General features: G+C 55.0%; 18 protein-coding genes and 1 riboswitch. All 18 genes read right to left on the bottom strand.

All coding sequences use genetic code 11. The annotated features are described in order from the left end of the window. Positions 1–32: 32 nt before the first annotated feature. The 18 genes from GSF01_RS14925 to GSF01_RS14840 all read right to left on the bottom strand — a co-directional run bounded on the left by GSF01_RS14925 (position 33) and on the right by GSF01_RS14840 (position 14,916). The gene (locus GSF01_RS14925) at positions 33–440 is read right to left on the bottom strand and encodes a F0F1 ATP synthase subunit epsilon (RefSeq protein ID WP_159885355.1); all 408 of its coding nucleotides are present in this window, start codon (positions 438–440) and stop codon (positions 33–35) included. A gap of 78 nt (positions 441–518) precedes the next feature. Beyond that, a complete protein-coding gene (gene atpD, locus GSF01_RS14920) occupies positions 519–1,922 on the bottom strand; it encodes a F0F1 ATP synthase subunit beta (RefSeq protein WP_159885353.1) in 1,404 nt (467 codons plus the stop codon). A gap of 94 nt (positions 1,923–2,016) precedes the next feature. Then, the gene (atpG, locus tag GSF01_RS14915) at positions 2,017–2,874 is read right to left on the bottom strand and encodes an ATP synthase F1 subunit gamma (RefSeq protein WP_159885351.1); all 858 of its coding nucleotides are present in this window, start codon (positions 2,872–2,874) and stop codon (positions 2,017–2,019) included. A 154-nt stretch (positions 2,875–3,028) separates the two neighbouring features. After that, the gene (gene atpA / locus GSF01_RS14910) at positions 3,029–4,543 is read right to left on the bottom strand and encodes a F0F1 ATP synthase subunit alpha (RefSeq protein WP_159885349.1); all 1,515 of its coding nucleotides are present in this window, start codon (positions 4,541–4,543) and stop codon (positions 3,029–3,031) included. 15 nt (positions 4,544–4,558) lie between these two features. Further along, on the bottom strand, positions 4,559–5,110 hold the full coding sequence (locus GSF01_RS14905) for a F0F1 ATP synthase subunit delta (RefSeq protein WP_159885347.1): 552 nt from the start codon (positions 5,108–5,110) through the stop codon (positions 4,559–4,561). Then, positions 5,107–5,592: a F0F1 ATP synthase subunit B gene (atpF, locus tag GSF01_RS14900; RefSeq protein ID WP_159885345.1), complete on the bottom strand. Its 486-nt coding sequence runs from the start codon at positions 5,590–5,592 to the stop codon at positions 5,107–5,109. The genes GSF01_RS14905 and atpF overlap by 4 nt, the downstream gene beginning before the upstream one ends. Before the next feature lie 85 nt (positions 5,593–5,677). Further along, positions 5,678–5,893, bottom strand: a complete 216-nt coding sequence (gene atpE / locus GSF01_RS14895; protein WP_159885343.1) for a F0F1 ATP synthase subunit C — start codon at positions 5,891–5,893, stop codon at positions 5,678–5,680. 62 nt (positions 5,894–5,955) lie between these two features. Further along, complete coding sequence (gene atpB, locus GSF01_RS14890) at positions 5,956–6,759, bottom strand: F0F1 ATP synthase subunit A (RefSeq protein WP_159885341.1); 804 nt, start codon at positions 6,757–6,759, stop codon at positions 5,956–5,958. 32 nt (positions 6,760–6,791) lie between these two features. Then, positions 6,792–7,172 carry an ATP synthase subunit I gene (locus GSF01_RS14885; protein ID WP_159885339.1) on the bottom strand — a complete coding sequence of 127 codons (381 nt, stop codon included), beginning with the start codon at positions 7,170–7,172 and terminating at the stop codon, positions 6,792–6,794. A 1-nt stretch (position 7,173) separates the two neighbouring features. Next, positions 7,174–7,404 carry an AtpZ/AtpI family protein gene (locus GSF01_RS14880; RefSeq protein ID WP_159885337.1) on the bottom strand — a complete coding sequence of 77 codons (231 nt, stop codon included), beginning with the start codon at positions 7,402–7,404 and terminating at the stop codon, positions 7,174–7,176. Between the two features lie 173 nt (positions 7,405–7,577). Beyond that, the gene (wecB, locus tag GSF01_RS14875) at positions 7,578–8,720 is read right to left on the bottom strand and encodes a non-hydrolyzing UDP-N-acetylglucosamine 2-epimerase (RefSeq protein WP_159885335.1); all 1,143 of its coding nucleotides are present in this window, start codon (positions 8,718–8,720) and stop codon (positions 7,578–7,580) included. Positions 8,721–8,755: 35 nt separating this feature from the next. Beyond that, positions 8,756–9,385, bottom strand: coding sequence for a uracil phosphoribosyltransferase (upp, locus tag GSF01_RS14870; RefSeq protein ID WP_159885333.1), 630 nt, complete (start codon positions 9,383–9,385; stop codon positions 8,756–8,758). A gap of 379 nt (positions 9,386–9,764) precedes the next feature. Beyond that, entirely contained in the window at positions 9,765–11,012 is a 1,248-nt protein-coding gene (glyA, locus tag GSF01_RS14865) for a serine hydroxymethyltransferase (protein ID WP_159885331.1), read from the bottom strand. A gap of 43 nt (positions 11,013–11,055) precedes the next feature. Then, on the bottom strand, positions 11,056–11,679 hold the full coding sequence (locus tag GSF01_RS14860) for a TIGR01440 family protein (RefSeq protein ID WP_235941520.1): 624 nt from the start codon (positions 11,677–11,679) through the stop codon (positions 11,056–11,058). A gap of 35 nt (positions 11,680–11,714) precedes the next feature. Beyond that, entirely contained in the window at positions 11,715–12,173 is a 459-nt protein-coding gene (rpiB, locus tag GSF01_RS14855; protein ID WP_159885329.1) for a ribose 5-phosphate isomerase B, read from the bottom strand. 106 nt (positions 12,174–12,279) lie between these two features. Beyond that, positions 12,280–12,360, bottom strand: a riboswitch (ZMP/ZTP riboswitch). A gap of 79 nt (positions 12,361–12,439) precedes the next feature. Beyond that, positions 12,440–13,036, bottom strand: a complete 597-nt coding sequence (locus GSF01_RS14850; RefSeq protein ID WP_159885327.1) for an arsenate reductase/protein-tyrosine-phosphatase family protein — start codon at positions 13,034–13,036, stop codon at positions 12,440–12,442. An 86-nt stretch (positions 13,037–13,122) separates the two neighbouring features. Next, entirely contained in the window at positions 13,123–13,686 is a 564-nt protein-coding gene (locus GSF01_RS14845) for a manganese efflux pump MntP (protein WP_159885325.1), read from the bottom strand. 126 nt (positions 13,687–13,812) lie between these two features. Further along, entirely contained in the window at positions 13,813–14,916 is a 1,104-nt protein-coding gene (locus tag GSF01_RS14840; RefSeq protein WP_407945771.1) for an L-threonylcarbamoyladenylate synthase, read from the bottom strand. Between the last annotated feature and the right edge of the window lie 117 nt (positions 14,917–15,033).

Genomic DNA, 15,033 nt, shown 5'->3' with positions numbered 1-15,033 from the left:
GGAAAGACTCCCCCGTTCTCCTAGATAACGATCTATCTTCTACCGGAAACGTCAAGCCGATTCAAGGCGCGCTGCAAAGCCATTTCGGCGCGATGAAAATCGATTTTGTCCTGCTTGGCGTTTTTAAGCCGTTGTTCGGCGCGGTCTTTAGAAGCCTTCGCACGATCAACGTCAATTTGCTCCGGCAGCTCGGCGCTTTCCGCCAATATAACCACCTTATCCTTGCGCACTTCCATAAAACCGCCGTTCACCGCGATATTGATATCTTTGCTGCCTTGATTTTTCACAGTAATCGGTGCGATTTTAAGCGGAGTCACAAGCGGAATGTGATTCGGCAGAATTCCAAGCTCCCCTTCAACGCCCCTGGCGACGATCATGCTCGCCTGTTCGGCATACACCTTGCGCTCCGGGGTTACGATTTCCAGCAGGAATGTGCTCACTTGGATTCCCCTCCTGTGTACCTAATGATGCCCGCCCCCGGTAACGGGGGTAGGCAAGGGTGTAACGGTCAAGCCCGATTACAGCGTTTTTGCTTTCTCGATGGCATCTTCAATCGTTCCCACGTTGTGGAACGCCGGCTCCGGAAGGTTGTCATGCTTGCCTTCCAGAATCTCTTTGAAGCTGCGAACCGTTTCCTTAACCGGTACGTACAGTCCAGGAATACCATTGAACGCCTCAGCAACGTGAAGCGGCTGGGACAAGAACAGACGCAGACGGCGCGCACGGTGTACGACCAGTTTGTCCTCATCGGACAGCTCATCCATACCGAGGATCGCGATAATATCGAGCAGCTCTTTGTAGCGCTGCAAAATTTGTTTTACGCCTTGAGCAACTTGATAGTGCTCTTCGCCGAGAATTTCCGGCGTCAGAATACGGGAAGAAGAAGCCAGCGGGTCAACCGCCGGGAAGATACCGGCTGCCGCAATGCTCCGCTCCAGGTTCGTTGTGGCATCCAAGTGAGCGAACGCCGTTGCTGGAGCCGGATCCGTATAGTCATCCGCTGGAACATAGATCGCTTGGATGGACGTAACGGAACCTTTCTTCGTGGATGTAATCCGCTCTTGCAGTTGACCCATCTCGGTCGCGAGTGTCGGTTGGTAACCTACCGCGGACGGCATACGTCCGAGCAAAGCGGAAACCTCGGAACCCGCTTGGGTAAAGCGGAAGATATTGTCGATAAAGAGAAGAACGTCGCGGCCTTCCTCATCACGGAAGTATTCAGCCATCGTCAGACCCGACAGAGCTACGCGAAGACGCGCGCCCGGCGGCTCGTTCATTTGTCCGAAAACCATCGCCGTTTTGGAGATAACGCCGGAATCCTTCATCTCGTGGTACAAGTCGTTACCTTCACGGGTACGCTCGCCCACGCCTGCGAATACGGAGATACCGCCATGCTCTTGAGCGATGTTATGGATCAGCTCTTGCATCGTTACGGTTTTACCTACGCCCGCACCGCCGAAGAGACCGATCTTACCGCCCTTGGCATAAGGCGCCATCAAGTCGATAACTTTAATCCCCGTCTCCAGAATTTCCGATTTCGTGGACAAGTTTTCGAAAGAAGGAGCGGATTTGTGGATCGGGCTCGTGTTGGTACGATCCACTTCCACTACGCCATCGATCGGCTCGCCCAGTACGTTGAACACGCGGCCCAGTGTCGCCGGTCCTACGGGAACGGAGATTGGAGCACCTGTATCCACTGCTTCTACGCCACGGACCAAGCCGTCAGTGGAAGACATCGCTACGCAGCGAACCATGTTGTCGCCAAGGTGAACAGCTGCTTCAACGGTCAAGCTCATATCCGCGCGGCCTTGCTGACCTTTACTTTCAATTCTGATTGCATTAAGAATCTCAGGGAGGTGTCCACGCTCGAACTCAATGTCGACGACCGGCCCTGTGATATTCACAACGCGCCCCTTGCTCATGTTTTCCCTCCTCCAAGTTTCGCACAGCGAAACTACATCGTAAGCCTAAACTTCAAGTTTCGCATCAGCGAAACCTTATCATCCCTAGCATTGCTTAACTGCTTGCGTTCGCACCTGCGACGATTTCGGAAATTTCCTGCGTGATCGATGCTTGACGCGCCCGGTTGTAGGCGAGCGTGTAGGTGCTGATCATCTTCGTCGCATTTTTGGTCGCGCTGTTCATCGCCGTCATTCTCGCGCCGAACTCACTCGCTTTGCCTTCCAGCACAGCGCTGTAGATCAGGGTCTCCGCATACTTAGGAAGCAGAACTTCCAGCACGCCTTCCGGAGACGGCTCGTATTCATATGCCGCGGCAGTCTTTCCGGTCACATCCTCCAGTGGCAGAAGACGCTTGACTGTCGGGATCTGAGTAATCGCATTCTTGAACTGGTTGTAGACCAGGAACAGCTGGTCGTACAAACCCTCCTCGAAATACTGCACAGCCTTGGCCGCGATCGACTTAATATCAGAGAATTGGACCGAATCAGGCAGACCGGTAACTTCTTCGGAAATCGGCATATTCCGTTTGCTGAAGAAATCCCGTCCCTTGCGGCCGATAACAAAAATCGTATACTCGTCCTTCGATTTATGCTTCTCGTTAATTTCGTTGACCACTTTACGCAGTACGTTAGCGTTGTAGCCGCCTGCAAGACCGCGATCCGAAGTGATAACCAGATACCCGGTCTTCTTCACCTCGCGGTTCTGCAGCATAGGATGCTTCACACCCTTGGTGCCTGCTGCGATGCTGGCCACCACTTCCTTCAGCTTATCCGCATAAGGCCGTGCAGCCTCGGCGGCTAACTGAGAGCGGCGGAGCTTCGCTGCCGAAACCATTTCCATCGCCTTCGTAATTTGCTTCGTGTTCTGAGTGGACTTGATTTGACGCTTAATCTCGCGCATCCCTTTTGCCATACTTGCTCACCTCTCTTTCGAGGCTTCCCGCCTGCCCGGCCGGCCGCATGGCGTTGTCGCCTCTGTCCGCGTACGGAGGGAAAAGCCTGTTCCCCAAGCTAAAAGTGAAACGACCCGAGCTTCTTCTGGTGTAAGAAGCCCGGCTTACCTTGCCTTATTCAGAACGGGCAAAGCCCTTTTTGAACTGTTGAATTGCGTCGGTCAATGCCTTCTCGTTATCCGCAGTCAAGTCCTTCGTATCGCGGATGCTGTTCAGGATTTCCGGACGGCTCGCATCGAGGAATCCAAGGAATTCTTCTTCGAAGCGGCTCACGTCTTGAACCGGAAGATCGTCCAGGTGACCTTTTACAACCGTATACAAGGAAGCAACTTGACGCTCCAGGGACAACGGCTGATTCACGCCTTGCTTCAAGATTTCGAGCGTACGCACACCGCGGTTCAAGCGGGTTTGCGTCGCTTTATCCAGATCGGAGCCGAATTGGGCAAATGCCGCCAGCTCGCGGTATTGGGCCAAGTCTACGCGGAGCGTACCGGCGACCTTCTTCATCGCTTTCGTCTGGGCCGAGCCCCCTACCCGGGATACGGAGATACCGACGTTAACCGCCGGACGCTGACCGGAGTAGAACAGGTCGGACTCAAGGAAGATCTGACCGTCCGTGATCGAAATCACGTTCGTTGGGATATATGCGGAAACGTCGCCCGCTTGTGTTTCAATGAATGGCAGAGCGGTTAATGAACCACCACCAAGCTCGTCGCTCAGCTTCGCAGCGCGCTCCAACAGACGGGAGTGCAGGTAGAAAACGTCGCCCGGATAAGCTTCCCGGCCCGGAGGACGGCGGAGCAGCAAGGACATCTCACGGTAAGCGGCAGCTTGCTTGGACAAGTCATCATATACGATCAGGACATGCTCGCCCTTGTACATGAAGTACTCGCCCATCGCGCAGCCGGCATACGGAGCCAGCCAAAGCATCGGGGACGGTTCGGAAGCCGAAGCCGTTACAACGATCGTGTAGTCAAGCGCGCCCGCTTTACGCAGCTGCTCGACAACGCCAACAACCGTCGATTGTTTTTGACCGATAGCGACGTAGATACATTTTACGCCGTTACCTTTTTGGTTGATGATCGTATCGATCGCAATTGCCGTTTTACCGGTTTGACGGTCGCCGATGATCAATTCCCGTTGACCGCGGCCGACAGGGATCATCGCGTCGATCGCTTTAATACCGGTTTGCATAGGCTCATGAACCGATTTACGGGCCATAACGCCTGGTGCCGGCGATTCGATCGGACGGAATGCGGTCGTATTGATCGGTCCTCTGCCATCGACAGGCTGACCGAGCGCGTTCACAACGCGGCCAAGAAGCTCCTCGCCTACTGGAACCTCCATGATGCGGCCGGTACGCTTTACTTGGTCGCCTTCACGGATGTCTGTGTATGGCCCGAGGATAACGATACCGACGTTGCTTTCGTCCAAGTTAAAGGCGTGACCGAGTACGCCGTTCGGGAACTCAAGAAGTTCGCCGGCCATAACGTTCTCCAGACCATGCGCACGGGCGATACCGTCACCAACCTGAATGACCGTACCTACGTCAACCACTTGAATTTCTGATTTATAATTTTCAATCTGCTGTTTAATCAATGTGCTGATTTCTTCAGGCTTGATACTCAAACGTCTCACCCCTATCTACAGTGCTTGTGATTGATTCAAGGCTTTTTCCAAACGCTTCAGCTTGCCGGATAAGCTTCCGTCGTACAGACGGTCGCCGATGCGGATTTGAATGCCGCCGAGCAAGCTTTTATCGATAACCGATTGTACACGGATTTGTTTCTGCGCGATTTCGCCGAAAGCTGCCTCAATTTGTTTGATTTCCAAATCGGAGAGGGCATTCGGCGTATAAACGATAGCCTCGGCCTTCCCGGTGGCCTCATCAGAGATCGCAATATAATAGTTGACCAGTGGTTGGAGAAGCGACTCGCGGCCCTTGTCGAAGAGCAGCTTGATCGTATTCAGAACCGTCTCGGACACGGACTTGCCGAAAACTTCATCCACCAGTGATTTCTTGGCTTCGATATCCAAGCCGGGATGGAACAGGAGATTATCGAAATCGCCGTGTTCTTGAAGGGAGCCTAAGACAAACCTCAGATCCTGCCCAACCTTCTCCACAGCGTTCTGCTCCTTGGCAATTTCAAACAAGGCCTTCGCGTACCTTTTGGCTACAACGGTGTCCTTGCTCATTGTTTGCCTCCTACCTCTTTGAGGTATTGCTCAACCAACTGCGATTGCGATTGTTCATCGACTTGCTTCTCGATAATCTTCGAAGCGATCATCACAGACATAGCGCTGACTTGGCTGCGAAGGGCCGAAATCGCTTTGTTCTTCTCATCTTCAATATCGCGAAGAGCTCCATCCTTCAGACGAGTAGCTTCTTCTTTAGCTTGTTCGATAATGCTTTCGCTTTGCTTCTTGCTGGAAGCCTTGGCCAGCTCGATGATGTTGCTCGCTTCGCTGCGAACTTCCTGCAGCGCTTTTTGCTGCTCTGCAAGCAATCTTTCCGCCTCAAGACGGTTTTTCTCGGAAGATTCGATTTGGTCGGCGACCAGCTTTCTTCTTTGCTCCATGACGCCCATCAATGGACCTACGGCATACTTGTTCAAAAGCAAGTATAGAATCGTGAAAGCGACGATCGCAAACACAAAGTTTTCCCAATGTAAACTCACCTAAGCCACTCCTTTCGCTGTTACTAAGCAAAATGAAGGCGTGGAAGGTAGGATTACCTGCCGCGCCAAACCTTGTCGTTTGAGATTAAGCTCCGAAGAAGATCAGGAACGCAAGAACGACGCCGATAATCGGCACAACCTCGACGATACCAACCCCGATAAACATAGTTGTTTGCAGCGTACCTTTTTGCTCTGGTTGACGAGCGATGCTTTCTACCGTCTTACTTACGATCATACCGTTACCAATACCTGCGCCGAATGCGGACAAACCAATTGCGATTGCTGCTGCCAAAAATTCCATTTGTAAATCCTCCTCGATATTATCGTTTTATTCGATATATAAGCTAATGTGTTAAACACTTGCTAATGGTGGTCATCGCCGTGATGAACGGTCGCTTGGGAAATGTAGACCATCGTCAGAACCGTGAACAGGAAGGCCTGGATGGCACCGACGAAAATACTAAACCCTTGCCATGCGGCAAGCAGCGGAGTTCCGAACACCCCAGCCATCAGAATAGTTCCGATCAAGACTTCTCCGGCAAAAATATTCGCATAGAGACGCAAACCGAGAGTAAGCGGCTTGGAAAGCTCCTTGATCACATTCAACGGAAAGAAAAACCAGTACGGTTCAAAGTAATGCTTCAAGTAGTGCTTTCGATTCATAGTAAGACCGAGAACGTGAATCAGCACAAATACGATGGTAGCCAGCCCGAAAGTAACACCAACGTCTGCGGTAGGCGACTTCCACCAGCCGAGCACAACCCCATGATGCCCTTCCTTCTCGCCCCCTGCTTTAGCACTCGCTGCATCAATCATTTCTTGCGAAACGATCGTTTGTCCGAATAGGGACAGCGGCTTTTCATGCTCGGTAACCACCCCGAAAGGCAAGCCCAGCAGGTTCGATACGAAGATGAACAGAATCAAGGTCATACCGAGTGTAACAAAGTGTTTCGCTCTGTGAAGCGGCATTGTGCTTGCAATGGTGTTGTGAACGAATTCGATAACCCATTCCAAAAAGTTCTGCATCTTGGACGGGTTGGTGACCGATAGGTTCCTGACTGCCAAGCGAGCTATAATGAACACGATTACACAAGAGACGATGATCGACAAAAAGGTTGAGATGTCGATCTTCAAACCACCTAATTGAAGTATCGCAAAATCATGCACTTGCTATCTCCTCCTTTCCCCGAAATGAACTTTCATTTTCTCCCTCTAGACAAGAAGCCCGTGAGGAAGAGTGCCGCTGGCACAAAGGATATTCCAGCGATCGTACTTGCCGCATGAAAGAAATGAGGCATCTTTACGGCAACCATAACTCCAAGAATAGCCATGCTGATACGGGAGATAAACCCCATATTGACACGCTTATTCGGCTTGGCTGCAAGTCCTTCGTTCAGAATCCTTGCAGTGAGCGCTTCGATCTTGACCATAAGCATCCATCCATTGACCACGCTGACCAATGTACCAAGCATAAGACCGTTGAAGTAAGTACGATAAGCCGGGGCAAACGCTCCAGCAAGCAATAATGCAGCAACCAACAACCATGCGGCTCGAATGACCGACTTCATCTGGTCTCGCATATTATCCCTCTTGGTCCTCCAATACTTTTTTGATGACCAGGATGGCAGTCACGATCCCAAGCGAAAGACCAGTCAGCAAGCCTCCAAGCAACCATGCCTTTTCATTGCCGAAATAGTTGCCTGCCCAGCCACCCACCAGATAGCCTGCTACCGTACAGACCGCGACTTCTATTCCTAATGCACCGACTAAAGCGGCGGCATGCCACGGCTGATTATTCGGATCCAATTTCATAGGACACCCTTACAATCCTCATATATTTTATCTAAGCCATGTGTTCTTTGTCAATTGTATAAGCTGGCATTTTTTCTGTGACAAAAATTACAAAAACCTAGTCAGAATAAGGACTTTTCGCCTTCTCAAACCCAACAGTGCAACTGTATGCTGTATCGTTTGTCATCAGATTGTCACGGTTGGAAAGATGGAGGGCTTTCCGAACGGTGTCCAAAGTGGTAAAGTATGGCCTCGACAATCCTGCGGGACGCTTGGCCGTCGCCGTACGGATTGGCAGAATGGCTCATTCGCTCGTGCAACGCGCTGTCGCTGAGCAGCGCCCGGGCCCGTTCATAAACCTTGTCCTCGTCCGTACCGACAAGCTCCAGCGTCCCCGCTTCGATCCCTTCCGGGCGTTCTGTCGTCTCGCGCAGCACCAGCACGGGAACGCCGAATGAAGGCGCCTCCTCCTGCAAGCCGCCGGAATCCGTCAGAATCAGATGAGCGTGCGGGTAAAAATTATGGAATTCAAACACATCGAACGGCTCGACCAGCTTGATCCGGTCATGACCGCCAAGCAGTTCATAAGCGGGCTCCTTCACGGCCGGGCTCAGATGGACCGGGTAGACGATGGCGATATCCTCGAACTCATCCGCGATCTTGCGAACCGCGCGGAACACCTGACGGTGAGGCTCGCCCTGGGATTCGCGCCGATGAGCCGTCATCAACACGAGACGCTTGCCCTTCGCCCAATCCAGAACCGGATGCTGGAAATCCTCGCGCACGGTATAATCGAACACATCCGTTACCGTATTGCCCGTTACGAATATACGTTCCTCCGGCTTGCTTTCCTTGCGCAAATTCCCTGCCGACCACTGAGTCGGTGCAAAGTGCAGATCCGCCAGCACGCCCGTCAACTGACGGTTCATCTCTTCAGGGAACGGCGACAGCTTGTTCCAGGTGCGCAGGCCTGCCTCGACATGCCCTACCTGAATCTGCTGCATAAAAGCCGCGTAGCTGGCCAGGAAGGTCGTCAAGGTATCCCCGTGAACAAGAATCATATCCGGCTTCTCTTCCCGGAAGATCGGATCCAGGCCTTGCAGGACACGAATCGTTATCTCGTTTAACGTCTGGCGGTCCTTCATGACATCCAGATCGTAATCCGGTTTGATTTGAAAAATATCCAGCACTTGGTCGAGCATCTGTCTATGTTGTGCAGTCACGCATACCAGGGACTGGATCTCGTTCGGATGCTTCTCCAGCTCCTTCACCAAAGGAGCCATTTTGATCGCCTCGGGTCTTGTCCCGAAAATCGTCATGATTTTGGTCTTCTTCATGTTGATTAATGAAGCCTCCCTTCACTGCCCTCTTATTATTTGGTACCGAATAAACGGTCTCCCGCATCTCCTAGTCCAGGCACGATGTAGCCATGATCGTCCAGGTAATCATCGATCGCAGCCACATAGATGTCTACGTCCGGATGAGCTTCCTGAACCGCTTGCACGCCCTCCGGCGCGGCGATCAGGCACATCAGCTTCATCTGCGTGCAGCCGCGGCTCTTAAGCGCCGCAATCGCCGCATTGGCTGAGCCGCCCGTTGCCAGCATCGGATCGATGACGATCAGCTCCCGCTCCAGGACGTCAGTCGGCAATTTGGCGTAATATTCGACAGGCTCGAGCGTTTCCGGGTCGCGATACAGGCCGATATGGCCTACCTTGGCTGCCGGCACCAGCTTCAGAATGCCGTCTACCATTCCGAGCCCCGCCCGAAGAATAGGAATCAGTCCAAGCATACGGCCCGAGATGACCCGGCATTCCGCCGTTGTGACCGGCGTCCGGACCTCGACCTTCTGCAGCGGAATATCGCGTGTAATTTCGTAGGCCATGAGCGTGGCTACTTCGTCTACGAGCTCGCGAAAATCTTTTGTATTTGTATGTTCATCTCTTATGTACGTCAATTTGTGTTGTATGAGCGGATGATCGCAAACGAACACTTTTCCCATGCCTGGCTCCCCCTGTAACGGTAAATATAGACTTGTCTCGCCCGGGCTCCCGTTGTCGGGCTAGTCGATTATGACGGAGCCATTCGTGCGTGCCGGCTCTGGAAGCAGACATTAATAGGCCTTGCGTCCGTGCTGCGACCGCACCTGCAAGTCCCGTATAAGCGCCTCGGCAGCCGGGTGACTGCGCGACAAGCGCGTTTTACGCCAAATCTTGTCTATTATACCACAACTGAATCGACTTATCCCAGCCGGGTCAAAAAATATACATATCTTAGATTCCTTCTGCTTCACGTGAAACCATTCCTGCGACACGCGCATGATGAAAAAGCACCGGCCGATCGCAAATTGCGAACGCCGGTGCCTCATCTAGCCGTATGAATTAATAACCGAGGCCTGGATACAGCGGGTACTGCGACGTCAGTTCCTTAACCATGCCGCGCACTTTCTCCAGTACTGCTTCATCGGACGGATTTTTAAGTGTTAACGCAATAATCTGAGCGATCGTTTTCATCGCTTCCTCGTTCATGCCGCGAGCCGTTGCCGCCGGCGTACCGACACGGATGCCGCTCGTAACCATCGGCTTGGCCGGATCGTAAGGGATCGCATTTTTGTTAACCGTTACGCCGACTTGATCCAGCAGATGCTCGGCATCTTTCCCCGTGATATTGAGGCTGCGAAGATCGATCAGCATCAAGTGGTTATCCGTTCCGCCGGAGACGATATTGATGCCTTCCGCAATCAGCCCTTCAGACAACGCCTTGGCGTTCTTCACCACGTTCTGAGCATAGGTTTTGAACTCAGGCTGGAGAGCTTCGCCGAAGGCGACGGCTTTGGCTGCGATGATATGCATCAGCGGGCCGCCTTGCGTGCCTGGGAATACGGCTTTGTCGATGGCGGCTGCCCATGGCTTGCGGCACAGAATCATCCCTCCGCGAGGACCGCGAAGCGTCTTATGCGTCGTGGTCGTAACGAAATGCGCATGCGGCACCGGATTCGGATGCAAGCCTGCGGCAACGAGACCCGCGATATGCGCCATGTCAACCATGAACAAAGCGCCTACATCGTTAGCGATTTTTCCGATCGCTTCAAAGTCGATCGTACGGGAATAAGCGCTGGCGCCGGCAACGATCAGACGCGGTCTATGCTTGAAGGCCGCTTTGCGCAGATCTTCGTAATCGATCACGCCTTCGTTTTCCGTTACGCCGTAAGCGACGAAGTTGTAAAGAATCCCGGAAGCGTTGACCGGGCTTCCGTGGGACAAGTGTCCGCCATGGGCCAGGTTCATCCCAAGCACGGTATCGCCTGGTTTGAGCGCGGCCAAATATACGGCCATGTTAGCTTGGGCGCCAGAGTGGGGCTGCACGTTGGCATGCTCCGCTCCGAACAGCTCCTTCGCCCGGTCGCGTGCGATATCCTCGACGATATCGACATGCTCGCAGCCGCCATAGTAACGTCTGCCCGGATAGCCTTCCGCATATTTGTTCGTTAAGACGGTACCCATCGCCTCCAGTACAGCCTGGCTGACAAAGTTCTCGGATGCGATCAGCTCAATGTTATCACGTTGGCGGCCTAGCTCGAGGTTCATCGCCTCCACGATTTTCGGATCCTGTTTGCGCAAAAAGTCCATGATACAATTCCTCCCGTAATATAGATTTATATCGTTGTAGTCACTAATCGCAGCTGCCTTCGGGCTGCTGCTGCTCCGCCACATACACGGCACGGGCCCCGCCGATCAGCTTGGGCCGGGTCATAGCAGCCTGTACGTAGGCTTCGCCGATCTGTCGTATAGAAGGCTTGAACGGCACGGCTACCCGCTTGAGATGCATGCCGATCAGCGTGCCGCCTATATCGATGCCGGCATGCGCCTGCACCGTCTCCACGACCACCGCTTCCGGCAGATGCTTGTAGGCGTAGGCAGCCATCGAACCGCCGGCCTTAGGCACCGGCACGACACTAACCTGCTCCAAGCCATAGAGCCGCATCGCTTCGCGCTCCAGCACGAGAGCCCGATTCAAGTGCTCACAGCATTGGTACACCGGATAAAAGCCTATCTCCCGGCGCACCTGCTCCACCGCAGCGAATATATGCTCCGCTACGGCTGCGCTGCCGGAGGTGCCGATATGTCGTCCCAGCACCTCGCTTGTGCTCGTACCGATGACGACCAGCTGCCCCGGCTCCAGCTTGCCGACCGCGGCCAGCTCGCTCAGTACCGTCCGCGTCCGTTCGCCGATTTCCTGCGCCTGCGCGAGCGTCAAGTCGCCGCCCGGCGTCTTTGGCAAAGGTGAATCCATCATAGGCTCTCCTCCTTCACTTAGCCGCTTGCGGCCCGTTACGGATGAATCGCGTATTTATCTTCAAGCGCCTTCACTTTACCAACACGGTTAAGGTGCCGCTCTCCATTCGAAAATTCGGTTTCCAGCCAGATTTTCACAATCTCCTGGGCAACTCCCGGTCCCACGACACGCTCGCCCAGCGACAGCACATTCGAATCGTTATGCTCACGCGTCGCTTTAGCCGAGAACAAGTCGTGCACGAGCGCACAGCGAATGCCCGGAACCTTGTTCGCTGCGATCGTCATCCCGATCCCCGTTCCGCAGATGAGGATCCCTTTGTCGGCCCCGCCGGAGACAACCTCTTCACAGACCTTCAGGGCATAATCCGGATAGTCGACGGAATCCGTACAGCTGCAGCCATAGTCCACAACCTCATGACCGAGCGATTCGATGAATGGCTTCAGCTCGTCCTTCAGCCGATATCCCGCATGATCTGCACCCATTGCTATTTTCATAATTTCTTTCGCCTCCTCGCTATTGTCGATTTCATTATAACCTAAAACCGCGACGGCAAAAAACGAAAAAAGAGCATGACACACGCGAAAGACTCCGCGAAATGCTGCTCTTTGCCCAGGCGACCGGCCGTATGTCCCGATGCTCCATTGTGGTTGGTTCCACTTGTCGCCAGTTACATCGGGTCTTGTTCATTAAGCTCATCATATCCGATTCTATGATACGTGTAAAGCCCCAGTTTTCCGCTATACCCGCACCCGCGCGCCGGTCATCCCAGATGTTCCGTCCCGTGCTTCAGCTTGTCCGCCAGCAGAAGCAGGCAGCGCTCAATCTCCTCCGCGCAGCTCTGGTACTGCCGGATCGAACCGCCGTACGGATCGGCGATGTCGGGGGAAGCCTGCTGCTGCTGCAAGGTAGACAAGCGGCGGCGTTCCTCGTCGGATACCGGCTCTCCAAGCGCCTGCTTAAGCTGCAGCTCGCTGAGCAGACTTTCCATTTCGGCAAGCCGCTGCTCTCCCTCCGGATCGGCATTGACGTATTCCTTGAGGGTATATACTTTGTCCACCGCAGCGGGATACAGCTGAATCGTATGTCGTTTATGGCTCGAAGTCATGGTCAGCACAAGGTCCGACCACTCGATCAGATGCTGCGACAGCAGATTGGAGCCGGCAGAGGGCTGGCAGCCTTTATCCTGGAGCACGGAGGCGGCATGATCCGATATCGGCGTTCCTTGATAGGCCGCTACACCGGCCGAGCGTACCTCAAGACCCGTCAGACCGATCCGGTCTGCAATGCTGCGCATCATGCCTTCGGCCATGGGACTGCGGCAAGTATTGCCTGTACACACGAACAAAATCCGTTTCATCGTCTCTCCCCGCTTTCATTACACAGAAATTCGATCCTGCTTCTATTTTACCTCAAATCTGGAGCAAATATGGTGTGCTGTCCGCTCTATAACAAAAAATGAAGGCCAAAGGCAACCAGAATGACACCGCCGAGCGCCTCTCCATATTCTCCGATCCAACTGCCTACACGCCGTCCTAGCAGCAAGCCGATTACCGACATGAGGCCTCCCGCCGCCCCAAACAGCAGAACCGTCAGCCACACATCGCCTGCGAACATGCCTAGCGATACGCCTACCGAGAAAGAATCGACGCTGACGCTGAAGGCGAACAGCAGCATCCCCCATAAGGAACGATGGTCGTATCCGCCGGTTTCCGTCTTCCGTAGCGTCGCATATACCATATGTCCGCCGAGCAGCAATAGCAATATTCCTCCACAGATCGTCGCTACTTTCCCCAGCAGCAGGCTGATATATCCACCGATCCAAATGCCCGCAAGCGGCATCGCGCCATGAAACAAAGCGATGATCAAGCTGATCTTCAAAATATCGAGCTTGCGGATGCCTCTCATCCCCATGCCAAGACCGAGCGACATAGCATCCAATCCGAGAGCCAGGGCCAGCAGCCCGATCGAAATCACCTGCCCCCACATCATCGGCCCCGCTCCATCCATGCCTCTCTACCTCCCTGTCCCACTCTTAACCAACCTATGCGGGACAAGATAGAAACATGTCTCTAGCTGCAAGCACTCCCGAGCAGGAGAGCAGGCGAGAAGGACGAGGCCGGGGTCTGACAGGCGCTACAAGGTAACGACGCGCCCGGCCGCAGCCTTGCGCAGGCGATTCATGATCGCCGCGCCGATCCCCTCCTCGCCGCAGCCTTCTGCGACGATGAACGCGGCCTCCGCTTCGTCGAACGAGCGAAGCGCCCCGTAAAGCTCGCGCGCCGCCGAGCTGAGGTCGCCCTGGCTGCCGCAGCGCGCGATATGATCTGCAGCCGCGGCCAGCATGCCGGCTGCCTGCTCCTCCGCAGCCTGCCGGCCCCCGGCTGCGCCGAAGAGAAGCGCGCCCGTCCGCTCGCCGCGGGCGCGTGCCATCTCCAGCTCGCGGCGCATATACGCGAGCACAGCGGCCCGATCGGCGCCCAGCACGATCGTAAGGCTGCCCCGCGGGGCGTAGTGGGCATATTTCATGCCCGGCGCCCGCGGCGTCTCTGTGGCGGTGGGCGCTTCCACCGCATCCTGCACCCGCACGCCCGCAGGCAGCGCGCGGCGCAGCTCGGCCCCGGTGACGCCGCCGGGGCGCAGCACGTACAGCGTGTCGCCGCGCAGCTCGACCACGGTCGATTCCAGCCCGACGCCGGCGGGGCCGCCGTCGACCACGCCGGCGATCCGCCCTGCGAGATCGCCCAGTACATGGGCAGCCTCCGTCGGGCTCGGGCGGCCGGAGCGGTTCGCGCTCGGAGCAGCCACCGGGCAGCCCGCCGCAGCGATCAGCGACCGGGCGACCGGATGGTCCGGTATCCGGATGCCGACGGTCGGCAAACCTGCGGTCACGAGCGGGGACAGAGCGCCTTGACGCACTGGCAGTACGAGGGTCAGGGGCCCCGGCCAGAAAGCATCCATCAGACGCGAAACGGCCTCCTCCGGCGGAGCGGTCAGCTCCGACAACTGAGACCTGTCGGCGATATGGACGATAAGCGGATTATCGGACGGTCGGCCCTTAGCCGTAAACACGGCGGCTACCGCTTCGGTGTTTCGCGCATCGGCGCCGAGGCCGTAGACGGTTTCGGTCGGAAAGGCAATCGTGTCGCCGCGTCGCAGGCCCTCCGCCGCTTCCTGAAGATCTTCCGGCATCGGATGCTCGGCATCCACGCGCCATATATTCGTATGCATTTCCCCCATGCGGTTCTTCCTTTCCTGCCAGAGCGAGCGGCCGTCCCGGTACAGCCGGTCCGCATAACCCTCTGGTTTTCCGACCTAATCATGTTCGGCAATTCTTATTTTATCTTGGGAAGGTCA

It is taken from the genome of Paenibacillus puerhi (assembly GCF_009846885.1).
GTDB lineage: Bacteria > Bacillota > Bacilli > Paenibacillales > NBRC-103111 > Paenibacillus_G > Paenibacillus_G puerhi.
The sequence above is the reverse complement of the archived record's forward strand: the minus strand, read 5'-3'. Positions and strand labels throughout refer to the sequence as shown.

Bases quoted from the DNA above. Each gene is read 5' to 3' on its own strand.
- GSF01_RS14850 (WP_159885327.1), bottom strand. From the start codon at position 13,036: ATGAAACGGATTTTGTTCGTGTGTACAGGCAATACTTGCCGCAGTCCC.
- GSF01_RS14840 (WP_407945771.1), bottom strand. From the start codon at position 14,916: ATGGGGGAAATGCATACGAATATATGGCGCGTGGATGCCGAGCATCCG.
- glyA (WP_159885331.1), bottom strand. From the start codon at position 11,012: ATGGACTTTTTGCGCAAACAGGATCCGAAAATCGTGGAGGCGATGAAC.
- GSF01_RS14845 (WP_159885325.1), bottom strand. From the start codon at position 13,686: ATGGATGGAGCGGGGCCGATGATGTGGGGGCAGGTGATTTCGATCGGG.
- rpiB (WP_159885329.1), bottom strand. From the start codon at position 12,173: ATGAAAATAGCAATGGGTGCAGATCATGCGGGATATCGGCTGAAGGAC.
- upp (WP_159885333.1), bottom strand. From the start codon at position 9,385: ATGGGAAAAGTGTTCGTTTGCGATCATCCGCTCATACAACACAAATTG.
- GSF01_RS14860 (WP_235941520.1), bottom strand. From the start codon at position 11,679: ATGATGGATTCACCTTTGCCAAAGACGCCGGGCGGCGACTTGACGCTC.
- atpG (WP_159885351.1), bottom strand. From the start codon at position 2,874: ATGGCAAAAGGGATGCGCGAGATTAAGCGTCAAATCAAGTCCACTCAG.
- GSF01_RS14905 (WP_159885347.1), bottom strand. From the start codon at position 5,110: ATGAGCAAGGACACCGTTGTAGCCAAAAGGTACGCGAAGGCCTTGTTT.
- GSF01_RS14885 (WP_159885339.1), bottom strand. From the start codon at position 7,172: ATGCGAGACCAGATGAAGTCGGTCATTCGAGCCGCATGGTTGTTGGTT.
- atpD (WP_159885353.1), bottom strand. From the start codon at position 1,922: ATGAGCAAGGGGCGCGTTGTGAATATCACAGGGCCGGTCGTCGACATT.
- atpE (WP_159885343.1), bottom strand. From the start codon at position 5,893: ATGGAATTTTTGGCAGCAGCAATCGCAATTGGTTTGTCCGCATTCGGC.
- GSF01_RS14880 (WP_159885337.1), bottom strand. From the start codon at position 7,404: ATGAAATTGGATCCGAATAATCAGCCGTGGCATGCCGCCGCTTTAGTC.
- wecB (WP_159885335.1), bottom strand. From the start codon at position 8,720: ATGAAGAAGACCAAAATCATGACGATTTTCGGGACAAGACCCGAGGCG.